Below are 21,422 nucleotides of genomic sequence, written 5' to 3'. Positions count from 1 at the left end.
ATAGAACGGAGGGATGCTCATGAATGGCAGGATTGTAGTGGAGAATCCAACCAAAACATTTAAAAAAGGAATCGTACAGGCAGTGAAGGATGTATCTTTCCGAGTCGAGGAAGGGGAGGTCTTCGCTTTTATAGGACCGAATGGAGCAGGGAAATCAACGAGGGTCCAAATTTTGACGACATTGATCAATGTTTCGTCTGGAAAAGTGGAGGTGGCCGGATATGATGTCATCTTTTGTTTACAAAAACTTCAGAGGATTCAATGCGATCAATTTTACGTTTATCAATTTAGCATATCGGGTAAGGAATAATCACAACGTTCTCAAAAAGAGTTTTCTAAAAAAGGTTGACATCTCTAACTGTAAATATTATTATTACAGTGTACCCGGAAGAAGGGTAATATTTTTAAATTGAAACTGTTACTTTTTTTATTACATTTAACAAGGAGTGTGTAAACACATGGTTAATCTATTTCTGACACCAAGCTGTACGTCCTGCCGCAAAGCGAGAGCGTGGCTTGAGGAACATACAATACCATATGTGGAGCGTAACATGCTGACAGAACCATTGACACCTGATGAGATCAAGTCGATCCTCCGCCTGACGGAAAATGGAACAGAGGACATCATTTCCAAACAATCAAAGGCGTACCAGGAGTTAAAGGTAGACATTGATTCGTTGCCACTCCAAGATTTATATACATTGATTAAAGAAAATCCACTGATTTTGAAAAGACCGATCATGCTGGATGAAAAAAGACTGCAGATTGGCTACAACGATGAAGAAATTCGCAGTTTTCTTCCTAGGAAGATTCGTAATTTCGAATACAATGAGCTACAGAAATTGGCCAACTGATCATAAACCGGATTCTTGACAGTCTAAACTGTAAAAGTTACCATTACAGTAACATCCGGGAAGGAGGCAGTCCATGAATAGCGACTTTACCTTAGCCATCCATAGTTTGACGTATCTGGCACTGCAGACGGACCGCATGTCGACAAGCGATGCGATCTCGGAAAGTGCAGGGGTTCATCCTGTCCGGATCCGCAAAGTCCTCAGTCTTCTGAAAAAGCAGGGATTCATTGCGTCGAAAGAAGGGACAGGCGGCGGATTCATCTTTGCCATGGACCTGAGTGACATTAATCTGTGGGATATTTATAAAATCACATCAGAAGGCGCCTTGCAGCCAAAATGCACCGCTACCAATGATAAGTGCCTCGTCGGCGCCAATATGAAGAATGTCCTGTTCCAGATTTTCCTCGGTGCAGAAGAAAAACTGGGGGATTACTTAAAGGACTATACGATAAAAGATATCGTTGAAATGATTCATCAAGAGAAGGCGTAAAAGGCTATTCTCTCGAATAAATGTAACAAATAACATTACAGTTAGGAAGGTGAAAGGGAATGTCAAATGAACAGTCTATATTAAAAGTTGGAGATTGGGTAAAAGGGACATTGCTTACCGGTGAACTGGTCATCGGCTATATTGAGAACCTGGACACCAAAGGAGAAGCTGTTAAAGCGAAAATCGTGACCAGCGATAATAAAACCATCGAAGGGAAAATACTTCCCCTGTTAAACAGACAAATAAACAAAATACCCGATACGCATGTCAAAAACAAAGAACAGATCCAGTACCTGATCGACCTGGCCCTTGAAACGGGAGACGAAGAGTGGTTCCTGGAGCTCTCAGCTAAGTTGAACTCCATGCGGGAACTGGTTGAGGGTGTGAAGTGAATAGAGTGAAGAAAAGCTGAAGGGGTGGACTCTTCAGCTTTTTTTGTATGTGGGGGATTTTCAACTTCTAAGCTTGTTAAAGACCATTCCGGATAAAAACATCACAATCATCGTATACACCCCAAACATACCTGCATGCAGGTAAGGCATGATGATATCACCCAGATCTCTAATCGGTTCGGGTGGATATAGACTGATACCAAAGGAAGCAAAAAGTAGATAGAAAAGACCCGTACTGAACGAAATCACAATGATATCTTTTCTATCCCAATTTATCTTCCTTCTATAGAAAAGAAATACAACAATCGTGAGAAGAAGTGACCAAGCAAAAGAGCCCCATAAACCGTCAACTGTTCGAATGAAAAGAAACGAAAGTAATGAGAGTAAACTAAATAGCATTCCTGACAGGTAGTTTCTCATATTGACCCCTTATTTTCTTTAAAGATTTTTATCCCCAAACCAGAAAGAAAAGCTAAGCAGGTATACACAAATACCCATAGCAGAAACGAATCATTGAAAACAGTAAACGTGGCAACAAGCGCAGATAGAAGGACGAATATAGGTGAGACAAAGAGGTTATTAAATAAGAAATATCCTAAAATTCCTGTAATGATTGATAAAATCGGAAAGCCAACTAAAATCATGAACAAGATATCCAATGTAAAAATCACTCCTTTTGTGTAATATTACACTAAATAGGTATAGTTATCAATTGGATTTTGAGGACATTGGAGATCATTAATTAAAATTTATAGATATGCTCGTAAGCCAGATTTTGAGCTAACTATGGAAACTTACGCCTGATTCAAGAATCCTTACAACCATTGCAGGGTGCAAGGAGGTTCTGGACGTGAACTTACAGGAATGGGTGAATGGGGACGATATTCGCGGAAAGAACCTGAGTGGCTATATTGAGTGATAGGATAAGCTGATCCCACGTCGGGGATCAGCTTTTTCTTCATCCAAAAGTCGTAGAACCCATACGCCCCATCGACCGAAGATGGTGACTGAAAGGATGAATATACTTAATTTATACTGTATTCAAATTATAGTGAATATTTTCATCTGTTGGTATAAAATAGAATTTTGGAGGGGGTTCTACATGAACTTATTAAAAATAACGTTAAACCATTTTAAACCTTATTGGAGGAAGCTTTTGGTGGCACTCGTGTTTTCCGTCATCGGCGGACTCTTTACAATCGTGCCGTCGATTCTTGTGAAACGATTGGTGGATGACGTCATTGTCGGAGGGGATCTGAATTTTCTTGTATGGGTAGTAGGCGGGATTCTCGGTGCCTATCTCGGTAAATCCCTGTTCGAAACGATGCAGGAATATGTGCAGGTGAAGATCGGCCTTGATGTGATCACAGATATGCAGATCCGGGCGTTCAGAAAGCTGCACCGGACTCCGATGTCGTTTTTCTCGAAGACGCCGAGAGGGGATATGCTTTTCCGTTTGACACATGATGTGGAATCGATTCAGAACCTGAACAATACGGTCGTTCCCCGTATCCTGCAGCAAGTAGTGGGAGCGGTCGCTGCCTTTTCCACGGTGTTTGTTTTATTCTGGCCTGCGGCGATTGTCATGTTCGCGGTTTTTGCCATTTATATCATCCCTTCCTTTACATTGGGTAAAAAAATGCGGAAGATGAGCGCGGTCCAGCGTGAGATGAGTGCAGACATGTATCAGCATCTGCAGGAAAGCATTGAAAGTGTACGATTGGTAAGGACCTATCAGACGCAGGATGTGGAAGTTGGCACTCAGGAGAAGAAGCTGAGTGATTGGAAGCAATTCTCGATTCGGGCAGCACTGATCGGAAAGGTGAACTGGCGCCTCGGGAATCTCTTTAATATCGCAGCACCGGGTGTCGTCATGCTGATCGGAGGCTGGGCGATCTGGGATGGAACGATCACGATAGGGACGCTCGTTGCCTGTCTGAGCTTCATTCCCATCATGTTTTTACCGGTGAGATCCATGGCAGAACATGCCTTGACGATTCAACAGGCGATTCCGGCTCTTCAGCGGATTTACGAATATTTCGATCTGCCTGAAGAACATGAGGAGAAGCTTCCTGCATTTGGTCCTGTTAAAGGAAAAATAGACTTGCAGAATCTTTGGTTTTCGTATCCCGGGACGAATAAACAGGTGTTAAAAGGCGTCTCGTTGTCCCTCGATGAGGGGAACCATATTGGGATCGTCGGAACGAGCGGCGGAGGGAAGAGTACGCTTGTCCAGCTGTTACTGGGACTCTATGAACCGCAGCAGGGTTCGGTGATGATCGATGATAAGAATCTATTCGACTATAATCGGAACAGCTTCCGCCAGCAGGTAGGGGTCGTTTCTCAGGAGACGTTTCTATTGAATAGTACATTAAGGCAGAATCTGTTATACGGAAAACCCGATGCGAGGATAGAAGAACTCGATCAGGCAGTAGAAGCGGCAGGATTGAAGGAATTGATCCTTTCACTGGAGGAAGGATATGAAACAATCGTAGGGGAGAGGGGATTGAAGCTTTCAGGCGGACAGAGGCAAAGGGTGGCCATGGCTCGTGCCATCCTCAGACAGCCGCCTGTCCTGATCTTCGATGAAGCGACTTCTTCCCTTGACGGGGAAACGGAGGAGCGGGTGCAGGCTTCCTTGGAAAAACTGATTCCGGGACGGACCACGATCACCATCGCTCACCGTCTTGTCACCGTAAGGAACGCGGATGTCATCATTCTTCTCGATGGAGGAGTCGTGGCGGAAAAAGGCACTCATGAAGAACTGCTTCTGATGCAAGGGAAGTATTATGAATTATACAGGGCTCAATACAGCGAGCTTGAAAGGGAGTTGATTGGATGAGCGCCAAGAAAAATCGCGACGGCAGAAGAGTGCTGAGCTTTCTCCGTCCGTATAAAAAATGGGTCATCGCGGATTCTGTCGTCATCGCGATCAGCCAGGTGTTTTCAGCATTGATCCCGACTCTTGCCTTAAGCTGGCTTGTGGATACGATCATTCCGAACGAACACTACAACTGGCTATGGGGATTGATGTGGCTCCTGATTTTATCTGCAGTATTGGATCTGGTCATGATGGTCATCGACGAGTACTTCTGTCATCAGACCGCAAAGACTGTGACGAATTGGCAGAAGCTTCGTCTGTTCCGCCATCTGCAGGTCGTCCCGTATTCTTTTTACCATCATAATTCCACGGGAGAAATGCTTGCGAGGGTATCGGATGATCCGGACACCCTTCACAATTTCCTCGCGTGGGAAGGGTCCACTTTCATGGCAAGCGTGCAGGGGGTCTTCATTTATAGCCTGGTGCTCCTGTGGATTCATCCCTATCTGATGATTACAAGCGTCGTCCTTGGCGTGATTTTCTACTGGACTTCTAATGTCGTTGGAGCAAGAACACGTTTGGCCTCTGCAGATGCGAGGAAAGAAGCGTCGAGATATCTTGAAAGGTTGAGAGAGTCAGTGACGGGGATCCATCTGTCACGGGTCATGGGCGTATCGGACAGTGAAGTGGACAGCGTCATCTCCATCCGTGACAGTTTCGTGCAGCACTCGGTGAAAGAACTAAAAGCGAGGATGCAATCCGTTGTCGTCATTGCGAGTTATAACGGATTTGCCCTGGGACTGGTCTATTTGATCAGTACACTCTTAATCTGGAACCAAGGACTGACAAGTGGCCAGATGCTGACGGCCGGCGGACTCGTGACCATTGCGGCAAATGAGATGCAAAGGCTTCTCAGAAACTGGCTTTCTGTCAGAAGGACCGGTCCGGCGTTGGATCGTTCAGAAATTTTGCTTAGCGAGGAAGTGTCGGAAGCGGAGGTGTCTGAAGGCTTTGCCGGTGAACGGGCAATCGGAAGCATCCGTCTACAGGACGTCGCATTTTCTTATCCTGGTAAAGATGAAAATGTATTAAAGGGTGTTTCTTTTTCCATAGGTGCCGGGGAGAAATGGGCATTGGTCGGACCGAGCGGCTCTGGAAAATCCACGATTGTCGATCTCTTGTTCAAGCTATACGATACGGGTGTTGGGCGAATCGAAGTGGATGGTAGGGATATCCGGGAGTGGGATACAGCGTGGCTGCGTTCGCAGATGGCCATTGTCACCCAGGATGTGATGCTGAGGAGTGGAACACTCGCTGATAATCTGCGAATCGGAAAGAGGGATGCGACGGATGGGGAGCTCTTGAAAGCACTCGAAGACAGCGGTCTCGGTGATCTGATCGAGACGCTGCCTGAAGGGCTCTTTACATCGGTCGGTGAAAGGGGAAGCCTGCTTTCCGGAGGACAGAAGCAGCGTCTGTCCCTTGCAAGGGCCCTTCTTAAAGATGCTCCCATTCTTATTTTGGATGAAGCAAGCTCCGCCCTTGATCCCATCACGGAAACGAAGATCAACGAAGCCGTACTGCGGGCAGGGAAGAACCAAACGATCATCATCGTATCCCACCGTTTATCCACGGTCCTGTCTGCGGATCAAATCGTCGTCCTGGAGGATGGACGGATTGCAGAGCAAGGGAAACACGCTGAACTTCTTCAGAATCAATCCGGGGTCTATTCGAGACTCTTTGGCAGGGAAGCGGAGATAGGCGGAGCGACGATTGATTATGTGTCGTGAGGTCATGTAGGGTAGATTTAGTATAAAAGAAAACGATTCTTAGAACATAAAAGAGGACCCATTCCCAACTTCAAATCAATAGGGAAAGGTCCTCTTATTATTTATTGAAATATTTAATTATCCCACACTCTGAATTTCCTTCAATTCCTCCGTCAACCGCAGGAATTCTTTTTTATTCCTCTTACATAATGCCTGGTCAATCCCTTTTGCGATTTGCTCTTTCCGAAATGTCAGCAGTGCCTCGTCCAATATCATTTCTGCAAATAGTGAATCCATGTGATTTACATCAGACTGTGGTGAGTTCAGCAAATACTTCTTCATGAAAATCAGCTCCTTGACCTTTTTTCTATTATACTAACCATTTATAGAATATTCAAACATTTTATCAAAAAAATATTCTTGCCCTAGGGTTTGTTTGGTAAGTATGTTCATTTAAAAAGGGGATAAAGTAAAAAAGTGTTCAATGAACATGAACACTTTTTAGGGAAGATTGTCACGCCGCATCTGATGCGTTACGCCAATCATATAAAGGTGAGTTCTCACCTTCTATTTCAATATAAAGTATGAAACGGGTTTCAGAACAAGGGGGAAATAAAAAAACGTCCTAAAAGAAAAGGAGATTTGGCATTTATGTGGCCGAATCTCCTTTGATATATGAACTGATTATAGTTTTTTGGCATAAAAGAAAGTTCGTACAACAGGTGGAACGAGCCACATACACGGTAAAAACACCAGAATAACCTCAGTTGTCTCCGTAAAAGGGGGCAAAAACAGAACGATGATTCCGATTAGAAATAAAGGGACAGACCATACAATCATCTGCAAGGCCCCATATCGATTGATCTTAAACCAGGCTTCATCAGATTCGAATGATTTTGAAATCCTGATTCCATAATACGTATTCATCTTGATTTTACCTAAAAGTAACGGGATGCTGATACCGATACATATGAGGGAAGCACTTATATGCATGAGAGAAACGCCAATATTACTCATTATAAAAAGCTCTCTATCTTTTGTGGCAAGCCTCAAGATTTGCCTCTACCAGCCCATCCAAAAAACTGCGAATTTCTTTATTAGCCCGCATTTCATTCTTCTTTTTAGAAAAACCATGACCTTCGTCATGAAACACGAGGTACTCAACAGAGACCCCTTTTTTCTTCAATTCACTTACAATTCGCTCCGACTCCTCGGTCTTCACCCTCGGATCGTTCTCCCCGTGTATGATGAACATGGGAGAATTCATATGGTTGATATAGGTAATAGGTGAGTCTCTTACAAGCTTCTCATAGTCTGTTTCAGGATTTCCCACCAATTGATTCATAAGGGTTCTCCAGCTTGGCGGAACATTTTTCAGGAAGGTTAATAGATTCGATATGCCAAATATGTCGACAATCCCACAGAAGTACTCGGGGTGTCGTCCTGCGAGAAGCAGACTCATGTAACCACCGTAGCTTCCGCCCATCGCCACGATTTTGCCCTTTTCAGCAACACCCCCTTGTATAAGCCATTCCATTCCAGCGACACAGTCGTGTCGAGGCCCGTCCCCCCAGTTCCGTTCCACCATCTTCTCGAATGTTGCCCCGTAGCACTTACTGCCCCGGAAGTTGGGGGCGAAGAGGGTATAGCCGCTTTGGACGAGGTACTGAATCACAGGTCTGTAAATCATACGCTCTGCTTTCTGGGGTCCCCCATGTGGCCAGAGGATAGTGAATCCATTGGCTTTCTCCGGTTTATACAGCAGGGCTTCGATTTCCAGGCCATCGTGGCTTTCGTAGTGGACGATGGCCGGTTTAATCATGTTACCTTCAGGCACGCCAAGTACTTTGGTGTTCGTCACCTGTGTCCAGCTGCCGTTCGTTTCCCTTTTGAAAATGGTATCCGTCTTGTCAGCAGAAATTCCAAGCACAAAGATGTTTCCGTTCTTGGTTACCTTCATTTTTTTGACGACATCGCAGGGGGTATCGATTCTCTCTCCTTCACACGTCGACAAATCATAGACATATAGATGATCCCTTACACCTTTTTCAGAAGTCATGATTATCTGATTCGATTTTTCATTGAACTGGATCGAAGTGATTTCTTCTTTATCTAATGTAAAAAGAGGGTGGAATTCATAGGTTGAAAGGTTAAAAGAAGCAAGGTATGAAAATTCTTTTCCAAAATTAGTGGTGAAATAAATCACATCCTTGGTCATGTATACATCACTGATTGTATGAGGTGTCTTAGCATCAGGTACCAGGCTCACTTTACTACCACCAGATTGGTAAAAGGCAGTGGCATGTGTGTTTGAATACGTTTCAGTAAAGACATAAGACCCGTCGGAAGAGGCGGCAACCACAACGATCGGAACATGATCACCTTGTTGGATAAGGGTGGTATGGCCCGTTTGTAAATCGGTTTTATAGATGTTCAACAATGGGTTTTCGTAGTTGGTAGAGTAGTACATTTCCTGATCTGTAAAGCAGGCGTGATAGCAAGTGGAACCGGATTCCTCTTCATGGAAGGGGACAGGGGTACCTCCTGATATAGGCATGTGATGCAATTGCTGATTTTCATCGCCATCCTTCTCGAAGGTTGCGACAATTTGATTTTGATGAATATGGATGAGGCTGCTATTCTGGTTAATAGTCGTTAACCGATAAGGGAACAAGTGGGGTAGATCCATGGCCCATAGATTAAAGGTCCCGTTTAGGTTCGTGCTGAACACGAGTGTGTCTTCGTTTTCATTAATGGTGAAGGTGCTTATTTCAGTAGTGTGGAAATAATGTTCGGCGTCAGTTTCAGTGCGGATAGGTCATTCCTCCTTGGAAATACACAAATTCATAGGTATATTATTCCATTTTGTGAGGAGATAGGCAAGATAAAGTAAATGAGGGTAAGCTTCAGGGAATGAATCAATCCTGATACCATTAGCCTGGCTGGACATCCGATAGGCAATAATCTTACATACTTCTACAACTATTTCCCCGGAAATTGATAAATACTTATACAATTCGACGCAGTACCAGCACCCATGAATAGAAAAAGGAGCCAGGGGGCCTGTCCCCATGGCTCCTCCAGATTATATCGCCACTTTAATGCTGTACTCTTTCAACCATCCATTCACTTGGATTAAATAATCCAATAAACCTTTTGCACTGGAATCAGGAAGACTGCTATCTCCGTCTGCAATCTTTCTGACAGCCTCTTCATCGATCAACTCAAGAATTGGGGAAGAAGGATCATCTAATATGGAAGTCATCCACTTCTGGACTCCTGCTAGATACGCATCATCCTTCGTACTCGGATAGGCACTCTTCCGTCTGTTCCGCACATCATCAGGGAGATATCCTTTAAAAGCCCGGCGGAGGATGCCCTTCTCGATGTCATCGATATTCTTCATCTCAAACGGGATATTCCACAGGTATTCAACAAGGCGGTAGTCGCAGAAGGGTACCCGGACTTCGAAGCCAGTCATCATGCTTGCCCGGTCTTTCCGGTCCAGCATAAATGGAAGGAAGCGGGTGATGAACATATACGACATCCTTCTTTGCTTGGCTTCAACATCGCTTTCCCCTTCTAATACCGGTAGTTCCGCGAGTGCTTCTTGATAGCGCTCCTTTTGATATTTCTTGATGTTCAGTTTCTCCTTCAAGTCTTGTTTCAGGACACCGGCAATCCCTCCAATATTCAGGAGCCACGGGAAGACATCGGCATCAAGGAATTCCTGCTGATGGAACCAAGGGTACCCGGAGAACACTTCATCGGCGGATTCCCCCGATAATGCGACAGTGGCCTCTTTTTTCATTTCCTTAAATAAAAGGTAGAGGGAGGTCTCAATTTCGCCGACTCCCGGCAGGTCCCTTGCACGCATAGGGGTGAGGAGATTATCTACTAGTTTCTCCGCATCAAATACAATCGAAGTATGGTCTGTCCCGACATGATCTGATACGCGCTTTACCCATGGTTCATCAAGGTCGCGTCTCAGGAAATCTTCCTTGAAGCTTTCTTCATTGTTCACGAAGTCGATGGAGTAGGTTGGAAGCACCTTGTTTTCCTCCTTGAACTCCTTTCCTGCAATCGCCGTGAGTCCACTTGAATCGAGGCCCCCAGAGAGCATGGTCACGAGCGGCTTATCCGCGATCAGTTGTCTCTTGACCGTATCTTCAAGCAGACCTCTAATGGTTCTCACAGTTGTTTCAACATCATCCGTATGCTCTTTGCTTTCAAGTTTCCAATATTGAATGGTCTCTCGATCATTTTTCGTGGCGGTCATATAATGGCCTGCACGAACTTCATATATATCTTTGAAAATGGCTTTCCCAGGTGTCTTCATCGGACCGAGTCCGAATACTTCAGATAATCCTTTTGTATCAATTTCTGCCTGAACGTCCGGGTGGGCAAGTAAGGCTTTGATTTCGGAGCCGAACAAAATCTGGTCCTCTTTTATCGTATAAAATAAAGGTTTTACCCCCAAATGGTCACGACCGAGCATTAGCCTTTCTTTCTCTTCATCCCAGATCCCGAAAGCGAAGATGCCGTTGAAATGACGGACACAGTCTTCGCCCCATTCAAGGTAAGCGTGCAGTAGCACTTCTGTATCAGAATTTGTTGTAAACCGGTGATTCTTCTCTGACAACTCATTACGCAGCTCCAGATAGTTATAAAGCTCTCCATTATACGTTAAAGCAATCGTGTTCTTACCGTTTTGATAGAGCATCGGCTGTTTGCCGCCATCTGGGTCGATGACGATTAATCTGCGGTGGCCGAGTGCGGCATGACCTTTCAGCCAGCTCCCTTCTGCATCCGGTCCCCTGTGCTCAATGGCATCGGTCATATTCTTCAAGGTCCGTCCCTCATCTGTAAGGTCTCTTGTCCAATCAATCCAGCCTGCAATTCCACACATAATTCATACGCCTTCTTTCTTAAAGTTCATTCATGGGTGAGCGCTCACCACGAAATGGATTTTATTTATTGGCTATGTCGATCCCTTTTACGGGGTCACGTTAAATGGTAAATCTCTTCTTCAACGGGCGTCAAAGGATTGCGGCTGATTTCTGAGAAAAAATGTAAAAGGTCATTCGTTCCTGTCAGTTGATTCCTAAAAACTCATGTCCTTTGTCTTACAAAAAGCTAATGTGTTCTGAAAGACGGTTTGGATAAACTTTTTCTTTCCTTTATACCCCGCTCATAGTACATTACTTTTATAAGCATATGTAGAATATCGCTTCGCAACAGACCGATGGACATCTGCGGTGGTTGAAGAGATGATCACATTCCCTTATCTTATAGAAAGTAGGTCGATTATGAAGGTAGCGGAAAAGTTTTACGAATTTATGAGTGCACGTACATGGCAACTGACAGAGGATTGGTATGCGTCCCTTGTTAAAAGTGATTCTTCAGGCGTATATGCCTCAACGGATCTCCATGTGATTGAAACGTTAAAACGGCAAAATCATGAATTTCATGAACGCTTTTGTGTCCTTTTTAAGGATATAGGGCAGGACGCATTGTGCAATTTTGAACGCTGGATTGAAGATATTGCGAAGGATGATGAACATTTATCCACTCCTACACACTATATCCTTCGGGAATTCTTTCGAACACAGGATCAGTATTTAGGGATTTTACAGGAGTTTGTCCGTCTCCATGGTGAAGAGTTTCCGTCCGGGAGAATCGATGATCTCAGAGAGTTGATCATAAAAACGTTCAGCATCGTCATCTCCAAGTTTGCAGAAGAGAATTACGAGTATTCCCAGAGTCGCTTGAAGGCACAGCAGGAAATGATCCGGGAACTCAGCTCCCCCGTCATACTACTAAATAAGAAAACCGGCGTCCTTCCGTTGATCGGCGACATCGATACAGGACGGGCGAGGTACATCCTCGAGCACACACTGGCAGAATGTGTGGACAAGAATGTCGAACACTTATTCATCGACCTTTCTGGTGTCATTATGGTGGATACCATGGTCGCCCAACAGTTATTCCAGATCATCGACAGCCTGGATTTGATCGGGGTGAAGAGTACCATTTCCGGCATTCGCCCGGAAATTGCCCAAACAGCGATTCAGTTGGGCATTTCATTTGATAATATTTCGGTCACGTCGACTCTCGAACGTGCATTAAATGAACAGATATAGTGAATTGAAAGATAAGGAGCGCCGTTTACATGGACGCTCTTTTTTTTATATCTTTTTCTCATACTTTGTTTGAAGTCATTCTATATAGGGGAATACCTCCACTATAGAGTGAATTTGGTAAGGTATGCCCTTTGAAGAAATTCACCTAAGAAGGAGGGGGCACCATGCAATTCGTCAAGATGATCCGTTTCCATCACCATGGATTCACATGTGGATCACCTACCAAATATAAGGAAAAGGATCCGGTTTTCATCAACCGTGTTGTTCATAATTTGTTTCATACCGGCCAATCCATTTATACAACAGAAATCATCTTTCCGAAAGAGGCAGACCGCGACTGGTACGGTTGTTTCTGCTATTTGGAGGAGAATACGATGCAAACGTCAGGTACGAGGACGATTGGTTTCCTTCCCAGGGAAAGCACCATATGGGTGAGGAACATAAGCCATGTCGGTGACGGCATCCCATACTACAATCGTTCCCTTCATCCATTGGTGGAAGATGAACCTAAGGGTGGAGAGAATATGATCACCGATACATGGGTGAAGATGACTGTGGAGGATGCATTGGAGCGAACCCGTCTTTGGAAGGAGAAGAGTGCCCAACTGCCTGATTGGGTTACCGAGTGCTATCTGACGGAGCTCCAGGTGAATAGGTTGATCTACCCTTCCTCAAATGAAAAGGTCATGGAGTTTTGGGTGAGTAAAAATTAACAAACTGAAGTGTCTGCCTGTAACGTTTTTTTGTTATAATACATAGTAGTTAATCTTACAATCTAAGAGGACCTGAAGTGTAACGATCTTTCGTTCACTATCTATGTAATATATAAAAGGGGAATTCACTTGAAATTTGAAGAATTGAGTCCGGATCTTGTGGCACTATGTCAGACAGCTGATCATTTCCACATGGCAGAAACCGTGATCGGCAGTCCATTAAGAGGGTTAGATATCCTTTCGTTGAAGGGGATAGATCGTAAGAAGAACCTTCCAGAAGACGTGACCAACCTGTTGATCATTTATTTCTTTACAGAGGTGAAAGGCACGGTCTATCACCGGAACGCCCTGGCTAAATTGTATAATCACTGGGTATCGAATGAAGTGTTTACCTTTTCTAAAGCGCAAGAGATGGTGAAGTTGGATATGCAATCCCAGTTGGGTGAAATCAATCGATTATAATAGTAAGAAGAAGGTCTAGATCCAACGTGATCCGGACCTTCTTTTTGTATAATCGATGTAAAATGATAGATAACTCATTCAATCTTCAAGAAAAGGATTGTGAAGTATTGGGAATTTTGAAATAATTACTAGTAGGAAAAAGGAAGGAGGGAAGACAATTATGGCGAAACTGGAAACCGGTACCGTGCCGGTCAGCAGGACCTTTGAAAGGGGATTGGAATCGATCATTTCCCTGTTTGAGAAAGATTCGTTCTATGCCCTGGGCCGGGTTTACACGAATCATCTTCAAGAGATGGAGGATCTTTTTTATCGCTCGATTATCCGCTTGGAGCATGAGGATCGAAAACGGAAGCAGGCTCACTCGACTGCGGCTACAAGGATTTTTCTGGAGGAATGTCAAAAGATATCGGAACCATCTTTGAGTTCAGATGATGACCATTTTCACCTATTTCATCACCTGGACTCAGCTGAAAAAGGAGCGGTGGCATTAGTCTATATGAAAGGGTGCGACCAGGATGAAGCGGCCCGTATACTTGATATCCCGATTGATGAGGTGAAATCACGCTTATTCAGAGGCATACGGAAGCTACGGGAAATGATGGGGAACGGCCCTGAAGTGGAAGGCTGCCAAGACTATCAGAAGCATTATCTGGATTACTTAAGCAGAACGATGGATCGACCGGAAAAGGTGGATTTTGAAATACATATATATCACTGCACGGATTGTCAGGAAGACCTCGCTTCGTTTCAGGAAGTGACCCTCGCCCTTGCCAAACTGGCAGAAGAGACTCATCTCCCGGCAGATGTCATGGGGAGAGTCAGAAACAGGCTGGATCAAAGGGAAGCAGAGAGACAGAAGCGGAGGAAGAAACGGAAATCGATCCTCCTTTCCTTCGCCGGAGTGTTTGTACTCTTGATCGTTGCAGGATTTGTTACCGGAGGGTTTGCAAGTCTTTACTATTCTTATACGGAAGAAGATGAACAGCTGCGGGCGATTCTTCAACATAATCTCGGTGAACGTCTGAACCTTGAAGCGGAGAGTGACGGAGTGAAGGTCACGATCAAGAGTGTGGTCGCGGATGACGTGCAGACCCTCGTTTTTTACGAAGTAGAAGATCTCAAGGGAGAAAATCGTTATATGATGAACCCTTATGAAGGAGTCATCATCGAGAACGAATACGATATCATGAAGAGGGACGATCAATCCAGTTTCTACTCTCCACCCCGGGATCAAGAAAACCTACATAATGATAAGAAAAATGTCTATAGAGGAACCATCAGTCTCCAGCCGGTCTCAGTGGAGGAGGGGACGATAAAATTACAGATTGTACGACTCATGCAATTAAATGAAGACCCTTCAACCGGTGAATATATCGGCGGCGGGGAAATGAGATTTGCCGAAGGGGGGTGGAGCTTCGAGATTCCATTCGAAAAGAAGCCATCCCGTGTCCATAAGCTGGATAAGAAGATGGAAGTGGCAGGCAATCCAGTCCGATTGGATCAGTTGACGATTGCCCCAACCGCAACGGTTCTTGAATATAGCTTTCAGGAGCAAGAAAAGGAAGGGCGAATCGACATGATGACCTTTGAGTCGATTGAATCGAAAGATAAAAAATGGAAGGCGGATCAATTCGGAGGGATGATGTACGGTGGGTCTTCAGACAATGAGGGGTGGAATTCCTTTAAAACAGCCTTTGACACTCTCTATTTTGATGATCCAAAGTTTGTGACCATCCGATTTGGATCGGCTCATCTATTTGTAAAGGATCAAAAAGTCATTAAACTCGATGTGAATAAAGAATTGCCGGATACGATTGAGTATCTCGGAAACATGGTCACCATCGATGACATCAAGATCGGTAGCCCCACACAAGTGACCCTCACACACGATTTGCCAAAAGACCGTGAGTATGAAAGTGTGAACTATTTATATTATCGGACTGCGGATGAAAAGGAAGATTACTACTCAATCGGTGTCAGTGGCGGAGATGGCATATTAATGGACAAGGATGGGAAGAAGTACGAGCCGGGTTCATACGAGTACGAGAAATTAGATCAGCCCCGTTATTTTGAAACGAAACAAACCATTGATTTTTACAACGACGGCTCCACTGAAGACGTCCTGCCGACCGAGCTTGTCATCGACGGCTACACTACCACCAAATATCTGGATGATTTGGTGAAGGTGAAACTGAATTAACTGCTGAAGGGAACAGTGCCATGCCGTTCCCTTTTTTCTTCGTCTATCACAGGAATATCTTCCCCAATCAGAGAAACAATAGGTTTGTCGTCACCTGGGTGACAAAGTTAGTTTTCGTCGTTCTTGAATCACCCATGCTGGAAGGCCTATCATTAAAATAAGAAATCATTATCTATACATGAAAGGATGAGAGAAGTGGCGCAATCCAATTTGAAAGTTGCGGTACAAAAGTTTGGTAACTTCCTCAGTTCTATGGTTCTGCCAAATATAGGTGCATTTATCGCTTGGGGTTTAATTACAGCGTTGTTCATACCAACTGGGTTCTTTCCAAATGAAAGCCTTGCCAAACTGGTCGGGCCGATGGTTACGTACCTGTTGCCGTTATTGATCGGGTATACAGGAGGTAAGCTCGTACACGACCAGCGTGGTGGGGTCGTGGGTGCCATCGCGACAATGGGTGTCATTGTCGGTGCACCGGATACACCGATGTTCCTGGGGGCCATGGTCATGGGACCTCTTGGGGCATACGTCATCAAGAAGTTCGACGAATTAATCGAAGGGAAGATACGGGCAGGATTTGAAATGCTCGTGAATAACTTCTCGGCAGGTATCCTTGGAGGAATCCTTGCGATTCTGGCCTTCTTAGGAGTCGGACCTGCAGTTGACGCATTCACAAGTCTACTCGTTGCAGGAGTTGACTGGCTGGTTGCTGCAGGACTGCTTCCATTAACAAGCATTCTGATCGAACCAGCGAAGATTCTATTTTTAAATAATGCCATTAACCATGGTGTCCTGTCACCAATTGGTTTGGAGCAGGTACAACAGGGTGGAAAATCAATTCTATTCTTATTAGAGGCTAACCCGGGACCGGGTCTTGGTGTATTACTTGCCTTTATGTTGTTCGGAAGAGGAACAGCGAAACAATCAGCACCAGGGGCAGCCATCATTCATTTCCTTGGTGGAATTCATGAGATTTACTTCCCATACGTACTGATGAAGCCGATGCTATTCATTTCCGTCATCCTTGGAGGAATGAGTGGGGTCTTCACCCTTGTATTATTAGGCGGTGGACTGGTTTCACCGGCATCACCAGGGAGTATCATCGCGATTACGGCGGTTACACCTCCTGAAGGAATGGCGTATCTGGCTAACTTTGCAGCGGTACTGGTTGCAACAGTCGTGTCCTTCATTGTGTCTGCCATCGTCTTGAAATCAAGCAAAGCAACAGATGAAGACATTGAAGGTGCAACGAAGAAAATGCAGGAAATGAAAGGCAAGAAAAGTTCCGTTGCAGGACATGTGAGCAAAGGGACAATGCCTGAAGAAGTGAACAAAATCGTCTTTGCCTGCGATGCAGGGATGGGCTCGAGTGCCATGGGTGCTTCCCTCCTGCGTAAAAAAGTGAAGGCAGCGAATCTCGATGTCAGCGTCACGAACACGTCCATCAGTAATCTTCCATCAGATGCACAAGTGGTCATCACTCAGGAAGAATTGACGCCTCGTGCGAAAAATAAACTTCCGAATGCGTATCATATCTCCGTGGATAACTTCTTATCCAGCCCTGAGTATGACAAGCTGATTGCGAGTCTTCAGGATGGGATCACGGGTGAGCAGGCAGAGGTTGTGGAAGAAGCTGAAGAGGAAGCGGTCAACGCCGAACCGAATGCAGATCATGATGATGATCTACTACTTGAAGAAAATATCTTCATGAATCAGTCATTTGCCACGAAAGAAGAGGCGATCCGTTTCGCCGGGGAGGCCCTTGTGAAAGCAGGATATGTGGAAGAAAGCTATGTAGATGCTATGATTGACAGAGAAGGAATCACATCTACGTATATGGGTAATAATGTAGCCATTCCACACGGTACGGAAGACGCGAAGAAAGCCGTCATCAAATCCGGATTCACCGTTATTCAAGTTCCGGACGGCGTGGACTTCAACGGAGAGAAGGCGAAGATGATCTTCGGTATCGCCGGTAAAGACGGTACCCATCTTGAAATCCTATCTGGCATCGCCGTTGTCTGCTCAGAGCAGGAAAACGTCGATCAGATGGTTCAGGCGAAGTCAGCCAAGGAACTGAAAGATATCATCAACAGCAACTAGAGCAATCATCAGAAAGGCGGGATCCCTGCCTTTCTGTTCTCATTTCTTTTGAAAAAAAGCTCATGATAGGGAAAGAGGGGAAAGGATGTTTATTACATCAAGGGAAAAATCCATAATCGAATTGATTGTAAAAACATCGGGGAAACATACCGTGTACTCTCTTTCTGCGTTTTTGAATGTGAGCGGAAGAACCGTACAGCGAAATTTGAAATCAATCGAAAGCATTTTAAAACAGTACCACCTGGAATTGAAAAGGACGGCCAATGAAGGTCTTTTCATCGATGGGAAGAATGAGCAAATCTATCGTTTAATACAAAATCTTGCGGATGTCCATCCGACCGACGAAACTCCTGAAGAACGAAAGCTGAATCTCCTGATCATCCTTCTGCACGAAGGCCCTTCTTTTAAAAAACAGGTGCTTGCACGTCAGCTCGGAATCAGCGTGACGACCTTGTCTTCTTATCTGGATGAGCTTGCCGATTGGCTTCAGAAGTACGGGATCACCCTGACGAGGAAACGTGGGGTGGGGGTGGAGCTTGTGGCGGAAGAAACCGACAAGCGTCATGCCCTGGCAAGTTTTTTCCTTGTCCATTTTTATGAAGGCATCATCGAAACCGTGTATGGGATGCAAAAGGGTCATCATCTTGATGAGCCGGTTCTCGGTTATTTCAAACCGGACTATTTACTCACCGTCGACCAGGTGGTGAATCATCATTTGGCAGACCGGCAGATCACGTTAACGGACAGTGATTACATCGGTCTTGTCGTGCATATCTGCCTGACCGTCCAGCGAACCGAAAAGGGCTTCGTATTACAGAAAAGGGACCCTTATGAAGAAGAGGCACCGGGCGAGTTCCAGTTGATGGACATGATATGCGGGGAACTGAAACAGCGCCTTTCCGTTTCAATCAACCATCTGGACGTCCAATTCTTGACGGTCATTTTGAAAGGATCAAAGGTGCAGGATCCAGAAGTCGTTTACTATGACAGCATCCTCCTTGGGCATCTCATCAAAAATGTCATCAAGGATGTGTCGGCGGACCTCCACGTGGATCTGTCCGATGATTTTTCCCTGTTCCAGGGACTCCTTGCCCATATGGGACCGTCCATCTTCCGTCTGCAGCAGGAGCTCGATCTTTTCAATCCCCTGACGGATGAAATCAGGAAGAAGTATCCGGTCTTATTTTTAACGGTGAAAAAGAGTCTGGAAATGGAGTTTAAGGATATCTCGTTTCCGGATGATGAGGTAGCGTTCATCGTTCTTCATTTTGGATCCGCCATGCTGATGAATGAAGAAAAGGTCAACATCCAAGCCGTGGTCGTATGTCCGACAGGAATCGGGACGTCCAAGATGCTCGCAAGCCGCATCCAGCGGGAACTGAGCATGATCAACAAGGTGGAAATCCTGTCCATAAAAGATTTCCAGACAGCGAATCTTGATGAGTACGATATTGTCATTTCCACAGTCAGGCTTCCCTTTACGGAAGTGGAGTACATTCTGGTGAGTCCCTTATTGAGTGAGAAGGACATCGGATTCATCCAAAGCTATCTGCAGAATAACGTCGAGAAGCTGACGAGGAAAAAATATTTGAAACCATCTCCGAAGTCTGACGGGAAAGCTGAAGTGAGAATGCTGCTTCAGGAAATTAAAGACGTTCATTCCAGCATGGAAGCCATCCTTACCAATTTCCGTGTGTACCGGAAGCAGTCGGCGGGAAATCATGTCAGGATCCTGAGTGAAATGGTCGACAAGGCGAGCCGGGACGGACTTCTTCAACAGCGTCAAGCGGTCCTGGACCAACTGATGGAAAGGGAGAAGAAAGGCGGACTGGGTATCCCGAACACGAATATGGGGCTTTTCCACTGCCGGGATGATAACGTAAATAAGCTGATCTTCCAGGTGGCCCATCTGGATGAACCTTGCAAGATCAAAGGGATGGATGGTGCCGAGATGGAGATGAAGAGCCTTCTCCTGATGCTTGCCCCGGAAGAGTTGAGCAGGCGGGAACAGGAAATCCTCAGCCTGATCTCAACAAGCTTAATCGAAGATCACAGATCGATGATGATCTATTCGTCCACGAACGAAGCGATCATTTTAAAGAAATTAGAAGAAATCTTTCTGGACTACTTACAAACTAATTTGATAAAGGAATGATGATGTTGAAACAAGCCGTACATTTTGGAGCAGGAAACATAGGCAGAGGGTTTATCGGAGCATTGTTTTCCCAATCAGGTTACCACGTGACCTTTGTGGATATTGCGGAACAAGTGATCAATAAACTGAATGAAGAAGGACGCTATGAGGTGAAGCTTGCCACTGAAACGATGGAAACTGAAACGATCGGGAATGTGTCGGGCCTGAACAACCTTCATCAGGAAGGGGAAGTGATCGATACGATCGTCTCGTCTACCTACCTGACAACGGCAATCGGACCGAATATCCTGCCACGGATCGCACCCCTGATCGCTAAAGGGATCACTAAGCGAGTGGCCTCTTCAGATGAACCGTTATACGTGATTGCGTGTGAAAATCAGATCGGTGCAACGGACATTTTGAAAAAGCATATCTTGGAAAATCTTGATGAAGAAACGGCTTCAAAGCTTGAAGGCAAAGTCTACTTCTTCAATTCAGCGGTGGACCGCATTGTACCGATGCAGGATCAAGGTTCACTGGACGTCCTCGTTGAGCCATACTACGAGTGGGTGGTTGAAACGACGGAAGAAATCCCGCCTGTTGAAGGAATGACGATTGTTGAAGATCTTGCACCATTCATCGAGCGGAAGCTGTTCACAGTGAACACGGGACATGCGGTCATTGCTTACCTTGGATATCTGCAAGGAAAATCGACCATTGATCAGACATTAGCCGATGACGAAATCGCTGCACAAGTGAAGGAGACGTTGAAAGAAACAGGTGCCTACCTTGTGAAGCAATATGGTCTCGATGAAAACGAACATTTGACTTATATTGAAAAAAACATCGAACGCTTTAAAAATGCCTACCTGAATGATGATGTCACCCGTGTGGGACGTGCACCGATCCGTAAGCTTGGTCCCGATGACCGTTTGATCCGCCCGACCACGGAAGCTCAAAAAGCAGGACTGTCTTATTCGTATCTCGCCAAAGCGATTGCAGCAGCGCTACTGTTTGACAATCCTGAAGACGAACAGGCCATGGAAATCCAGGGCATGATCAACGAGCACGGCCCTGCACATGTTTTGAAAAAAGTGAGTGGACTGGATGCGGATAGTGAAATCGTGAAGGAAGTAATGGTTCAGTATGAAGCTTTGAAGAAATAAATGGATGGACTGTCGGATGGGATCCGGCAGTCTTTTTTTTCGCATTTTGACTACGTGTCCTTTCTGTGACACCGCTGAACCCACGCCAATACTATACCCGAATCAACTATATTATTTTTCATTGGAAAAAGAAAAAATAAAGATAGAATTCCCCTCATCCCGGGTGTAAAATATA

The 21,422-nt window shown here is 45.1% G+C and carries 19 protein-coding genes; 13 read left to right on the top strand and 6 right to left on the bottom strand.

Annotated features, from left to right (window positions below):
- The first annotated feature begins 19 nt into the window (after positions 1 to 19).
- The 4 genes from ATG71_RS21655 (at position 20) to ATG71_RS21640 (ending at position 1,736) form a co-directional block, all read left to right on the top strand.
- Positions 20 to 310, top strand: a complete 291-nt coding sequence (locus tag ATG71_RS21655) for an ATP-binding cassette domain-containing protein (RefSeq protein WP_098441434.1) — start codon at positions 20 to 22, stop codon at positions 308 to 310.
- A 148-nt stretch (positions 311 to 458) separates the two neighbouring features.
- On the top strand, positions 459 to 854 hold the full coding sequence (gene spxA / locus ATG71_RS21650) for a transcriptional regulator SpxA (RefSeq protein WP_098441433.1): 396 nt from the start codon (positions 459 to 461) through the stop codon (positions 852 to 854).
- 73 nt (positions 855 to 927) lie between these two features.
- Positions 928 to 1,344: an RrF2 family transcriptional regulator gene (locus tag ATG71_RS21645; RefSeq protein ID WP_034762217.1), complete on the top strand. Its 417-nt coding sequence runs from the start codon at positions 928 to 930 to the stop codon at positions 1,342 to 1,344.
- Positions 1,345 to 1,403: 59 nt separating this feature from the next.
- Complete coding sequence (locus tag ATG71_RS21640) at positions 1,404 to 1,736, top strand: IDEAL domain-containing protein (RefSeq protein ID WP_098441432.1); 333 nt, start codon at positions 1,404 to 1,406, stop codon at positions 1,734 to 1,736.
- 60 nt (positions 1,737 to 1,796) lie between these two features.
- Here the strand turns inward: ATG71_RS21640 and ATG71_RS21635 are convergent, their stop codons facing one another.
- Positions 1,797 to 2,156, bottom strand: a complete 360-nt coding sequence (locus tag ATG71_RS21635) for a hypothetical protein (protein ID WP_098441431.1) — start codon at positions 2,154 to 2,156, stop codon at positions 1,797 to 1,799.
- Entirely contained in the window at positions 2,153 to 2,380 is a 228-nt protein-coding gene (locus ATG71_RS24040; RefSeq protein WP_353616316.1) for a DUF2651 family protein, read from the bottom strand. The genes ATG71_RS21635 and ATG71_RS24040 overlap by 4 nt, the downstream gene beginning before the upstream one ends.
- Positions 2,381 to 2,838: 458 nt before the next feature.
- Between ATG71_RS24040 and ATG71_RS21625 the strand changes: the two genes are divergently transcribed.
- Both ATG71_RS21625 and ATG71_RS21620 read left to right on the top strand, forming a co-directional pair.
- Complete coding sequence (locus ATG71_RS21625) at positions 2,839 to 4,578, top strand: ABC transporter ATP-binding protein (RefSeq protein WP_098441429.1); 1,740 nt, start codon at positions 2,839 to 2,841, stop codon at positions 4,576 to 4,578.
- Positions 4,575 to 6,347 (top strand): ABC transporter ATP-binding protein, encoded by a 1,773-nt coding sequence (locus ATG71_RS21620; RefSeq protein WP_098441428.1) that lies wholly within the window; start codon positions 4,575 to 4,577, stop codon positions 6,345 to 6,347. Before ATG71_RS21625 ends, ATG71_RS21620 begins: the two co-directional genes overlap by 4 nt.
- A 117-nt stretch (positions 6,348 to 6,464) precedes the next feature.
- Here the strand turns inward: ATG71_RS21620 and ATG71_RS21615 are convergent, their stop codons facing one another.
- From ATG71_RS21615 to asnB, 4 genes are all read right to left on the bottom strand, one after another.
- Positions 6,465 to 6,668, bottom strand: coding sequence for an IDEAL domain-containing protein (locus ATG71_RS21615; protein ID WP_098441427.1), 204 nt, complete (start codon positions 6,666 to 6,668; stop codon positions 6,465 to 6,467).
- A 342-nt stretch (positions 6,669 to 7,010) separates the two neighbouring features.
- The gene (locus tag ATG71_RS21610) at positions 7,011 to 7,343 is read right to left on the bottom strand and encodes an SdpI family protein (RefSeq protein ID WP_142953507.1); all 333 of its coding nucleotides are present in this window, start codon (positions 7,341 to 7,343) and stop codon (positions 7,011 to 7,013) included.
- Between the two features lie 13 nt (positions 7,344 to 7,356).
- Entirely contained in the window at positions 7,357 to 9,057 is a 1,701-nt protein-coding gene (locus ATG71_RS21605; protein WP_098441425.1) for a S9 family peptidase, read from the bottom strand.
- A 354-nt stretch (positions 9,058 to 9,411) separates the two neighbouring features.
- The gene (gene asnB, locus ATG71_RS21595; protein WP_098441423.1) at positions 9,412 to 11,235 is read right to left on the bottom strand and encodes an asparagine synthase (glutamine-hydrolyzing); all 1,824 of its coding nucleotides are present in this window, start codon (positions 11,233 to 11,235) and stop codon (positions 9,412 to 9,414) included.
- A 400-nt stretch (positions 11,236 to 11,635) separates the two neighbouring features.
- On the opposite strand from asnB, the gene ATG71_RS21590 reads away from it, so the two are divergent.
- The 7 genes from ATG71_RS21590 to ATG71_RS21560 all read left to right on the top strand — a co-directional run bounded on the left by ATG71_RS21590 (position 11,636) and on the right by ATG71_RS21560 (position 21,247).
- The gene (locus ATG71_RS21590; protein WP_098441942.1) at positions 11,636 to 12,469 is read left to right on the top strand and encodes an STAS domain-containing protein; all 834 of its coding nucleotides are present in this window, start codon (positions 11,636 to 11,638) and stop codon (positions 12,467 to 12,469) included.
- Positions 12,470 to 12,633: 164 nt separating this feature from the next.
- Positions 12,634 to 13,182: a hypothetical protein gene (locus ATG71_RS21585; protein WP_098441422.1), complete on the top strand. Its 549-nt coding sequence runs from the start codon at positions 12,634 to 12,636 to the stop codon at positions 13,180 to 13,182.
- 129 nt (positions 13,183 to 13,311) lie between these two features.
- Positions 13,312 to 13,644, top strand: a complete 333-nt coding sequence (locus ATG71_RS21580; protein ID WP_098441421.1) for a hypothetical protein — start codon at positions 13,312 to 13,314, stop codon at positions 13,642 to 13,644.
- 160 nt (positions 13,645 to 13,804) lie between these two features.
- Entirely contained in the window at positions 13,805 to 15,844 is a 2,040-nt protein-coding gene (locus ATG71_RS21575; RefSeq protein WP_098441420.1) for a DUF5643 domain-containing protein, read from the top strand.
- 195 nt (positions 15,845 to 16,039) lie between these two features.
- Positions 16,040 to 17,947, top strand: coding sequence for a PTS mannitol transporter subunit IICBA (locus ATG71_RS21570; protein ID WP_098441419.1), 1,908 nt, complete (start codon positions 16,040 to 16,042; stop codon positions 17,945 to 17,947).
- An 85-nt stretch (positions 17,948 to 18,032) separates the two neighbouring features.
- Positions 18,033 to 20,102, top strand: a complete 2,070-nt coding sequence (locus ATG71_RS21565) for a BglG family transcription antiterminator (RefSeq protein WP_098441418.1) — start codon at positions 18,033 to 18,035, stop codon at positions 20,100 to 20,102.
- A 5-nt stretch (positions 20,103 to 20,107) separates the two neighbouring features.
- Complete coding sequence (locus tag ATG71_RS21560) at positions 20,108 to 21,247, top strand: mannitol-1-phosphate 5-dehydrogenase (protein ID WP_098441941.1); 1,140 nt, start codon at positions 20,108 to 20,110, stop codon at positions 21,245 to 21,247.
- The last annotated feature ends 175 nt before the right edge of the window (positions 21,248 to 21,422 follow it).

The sequence above is a fragment of the Bacillus sp. es.034 genome (genome assembly GCF_002563655.1).
GTDB lineage: Bacteria > Bacillota > Bacilli > Bacillales > Bacillaceae_B > Rossellomorea.
This window is presented reverse-complemented; position numbering and strand designations above follow the sequence as displayed.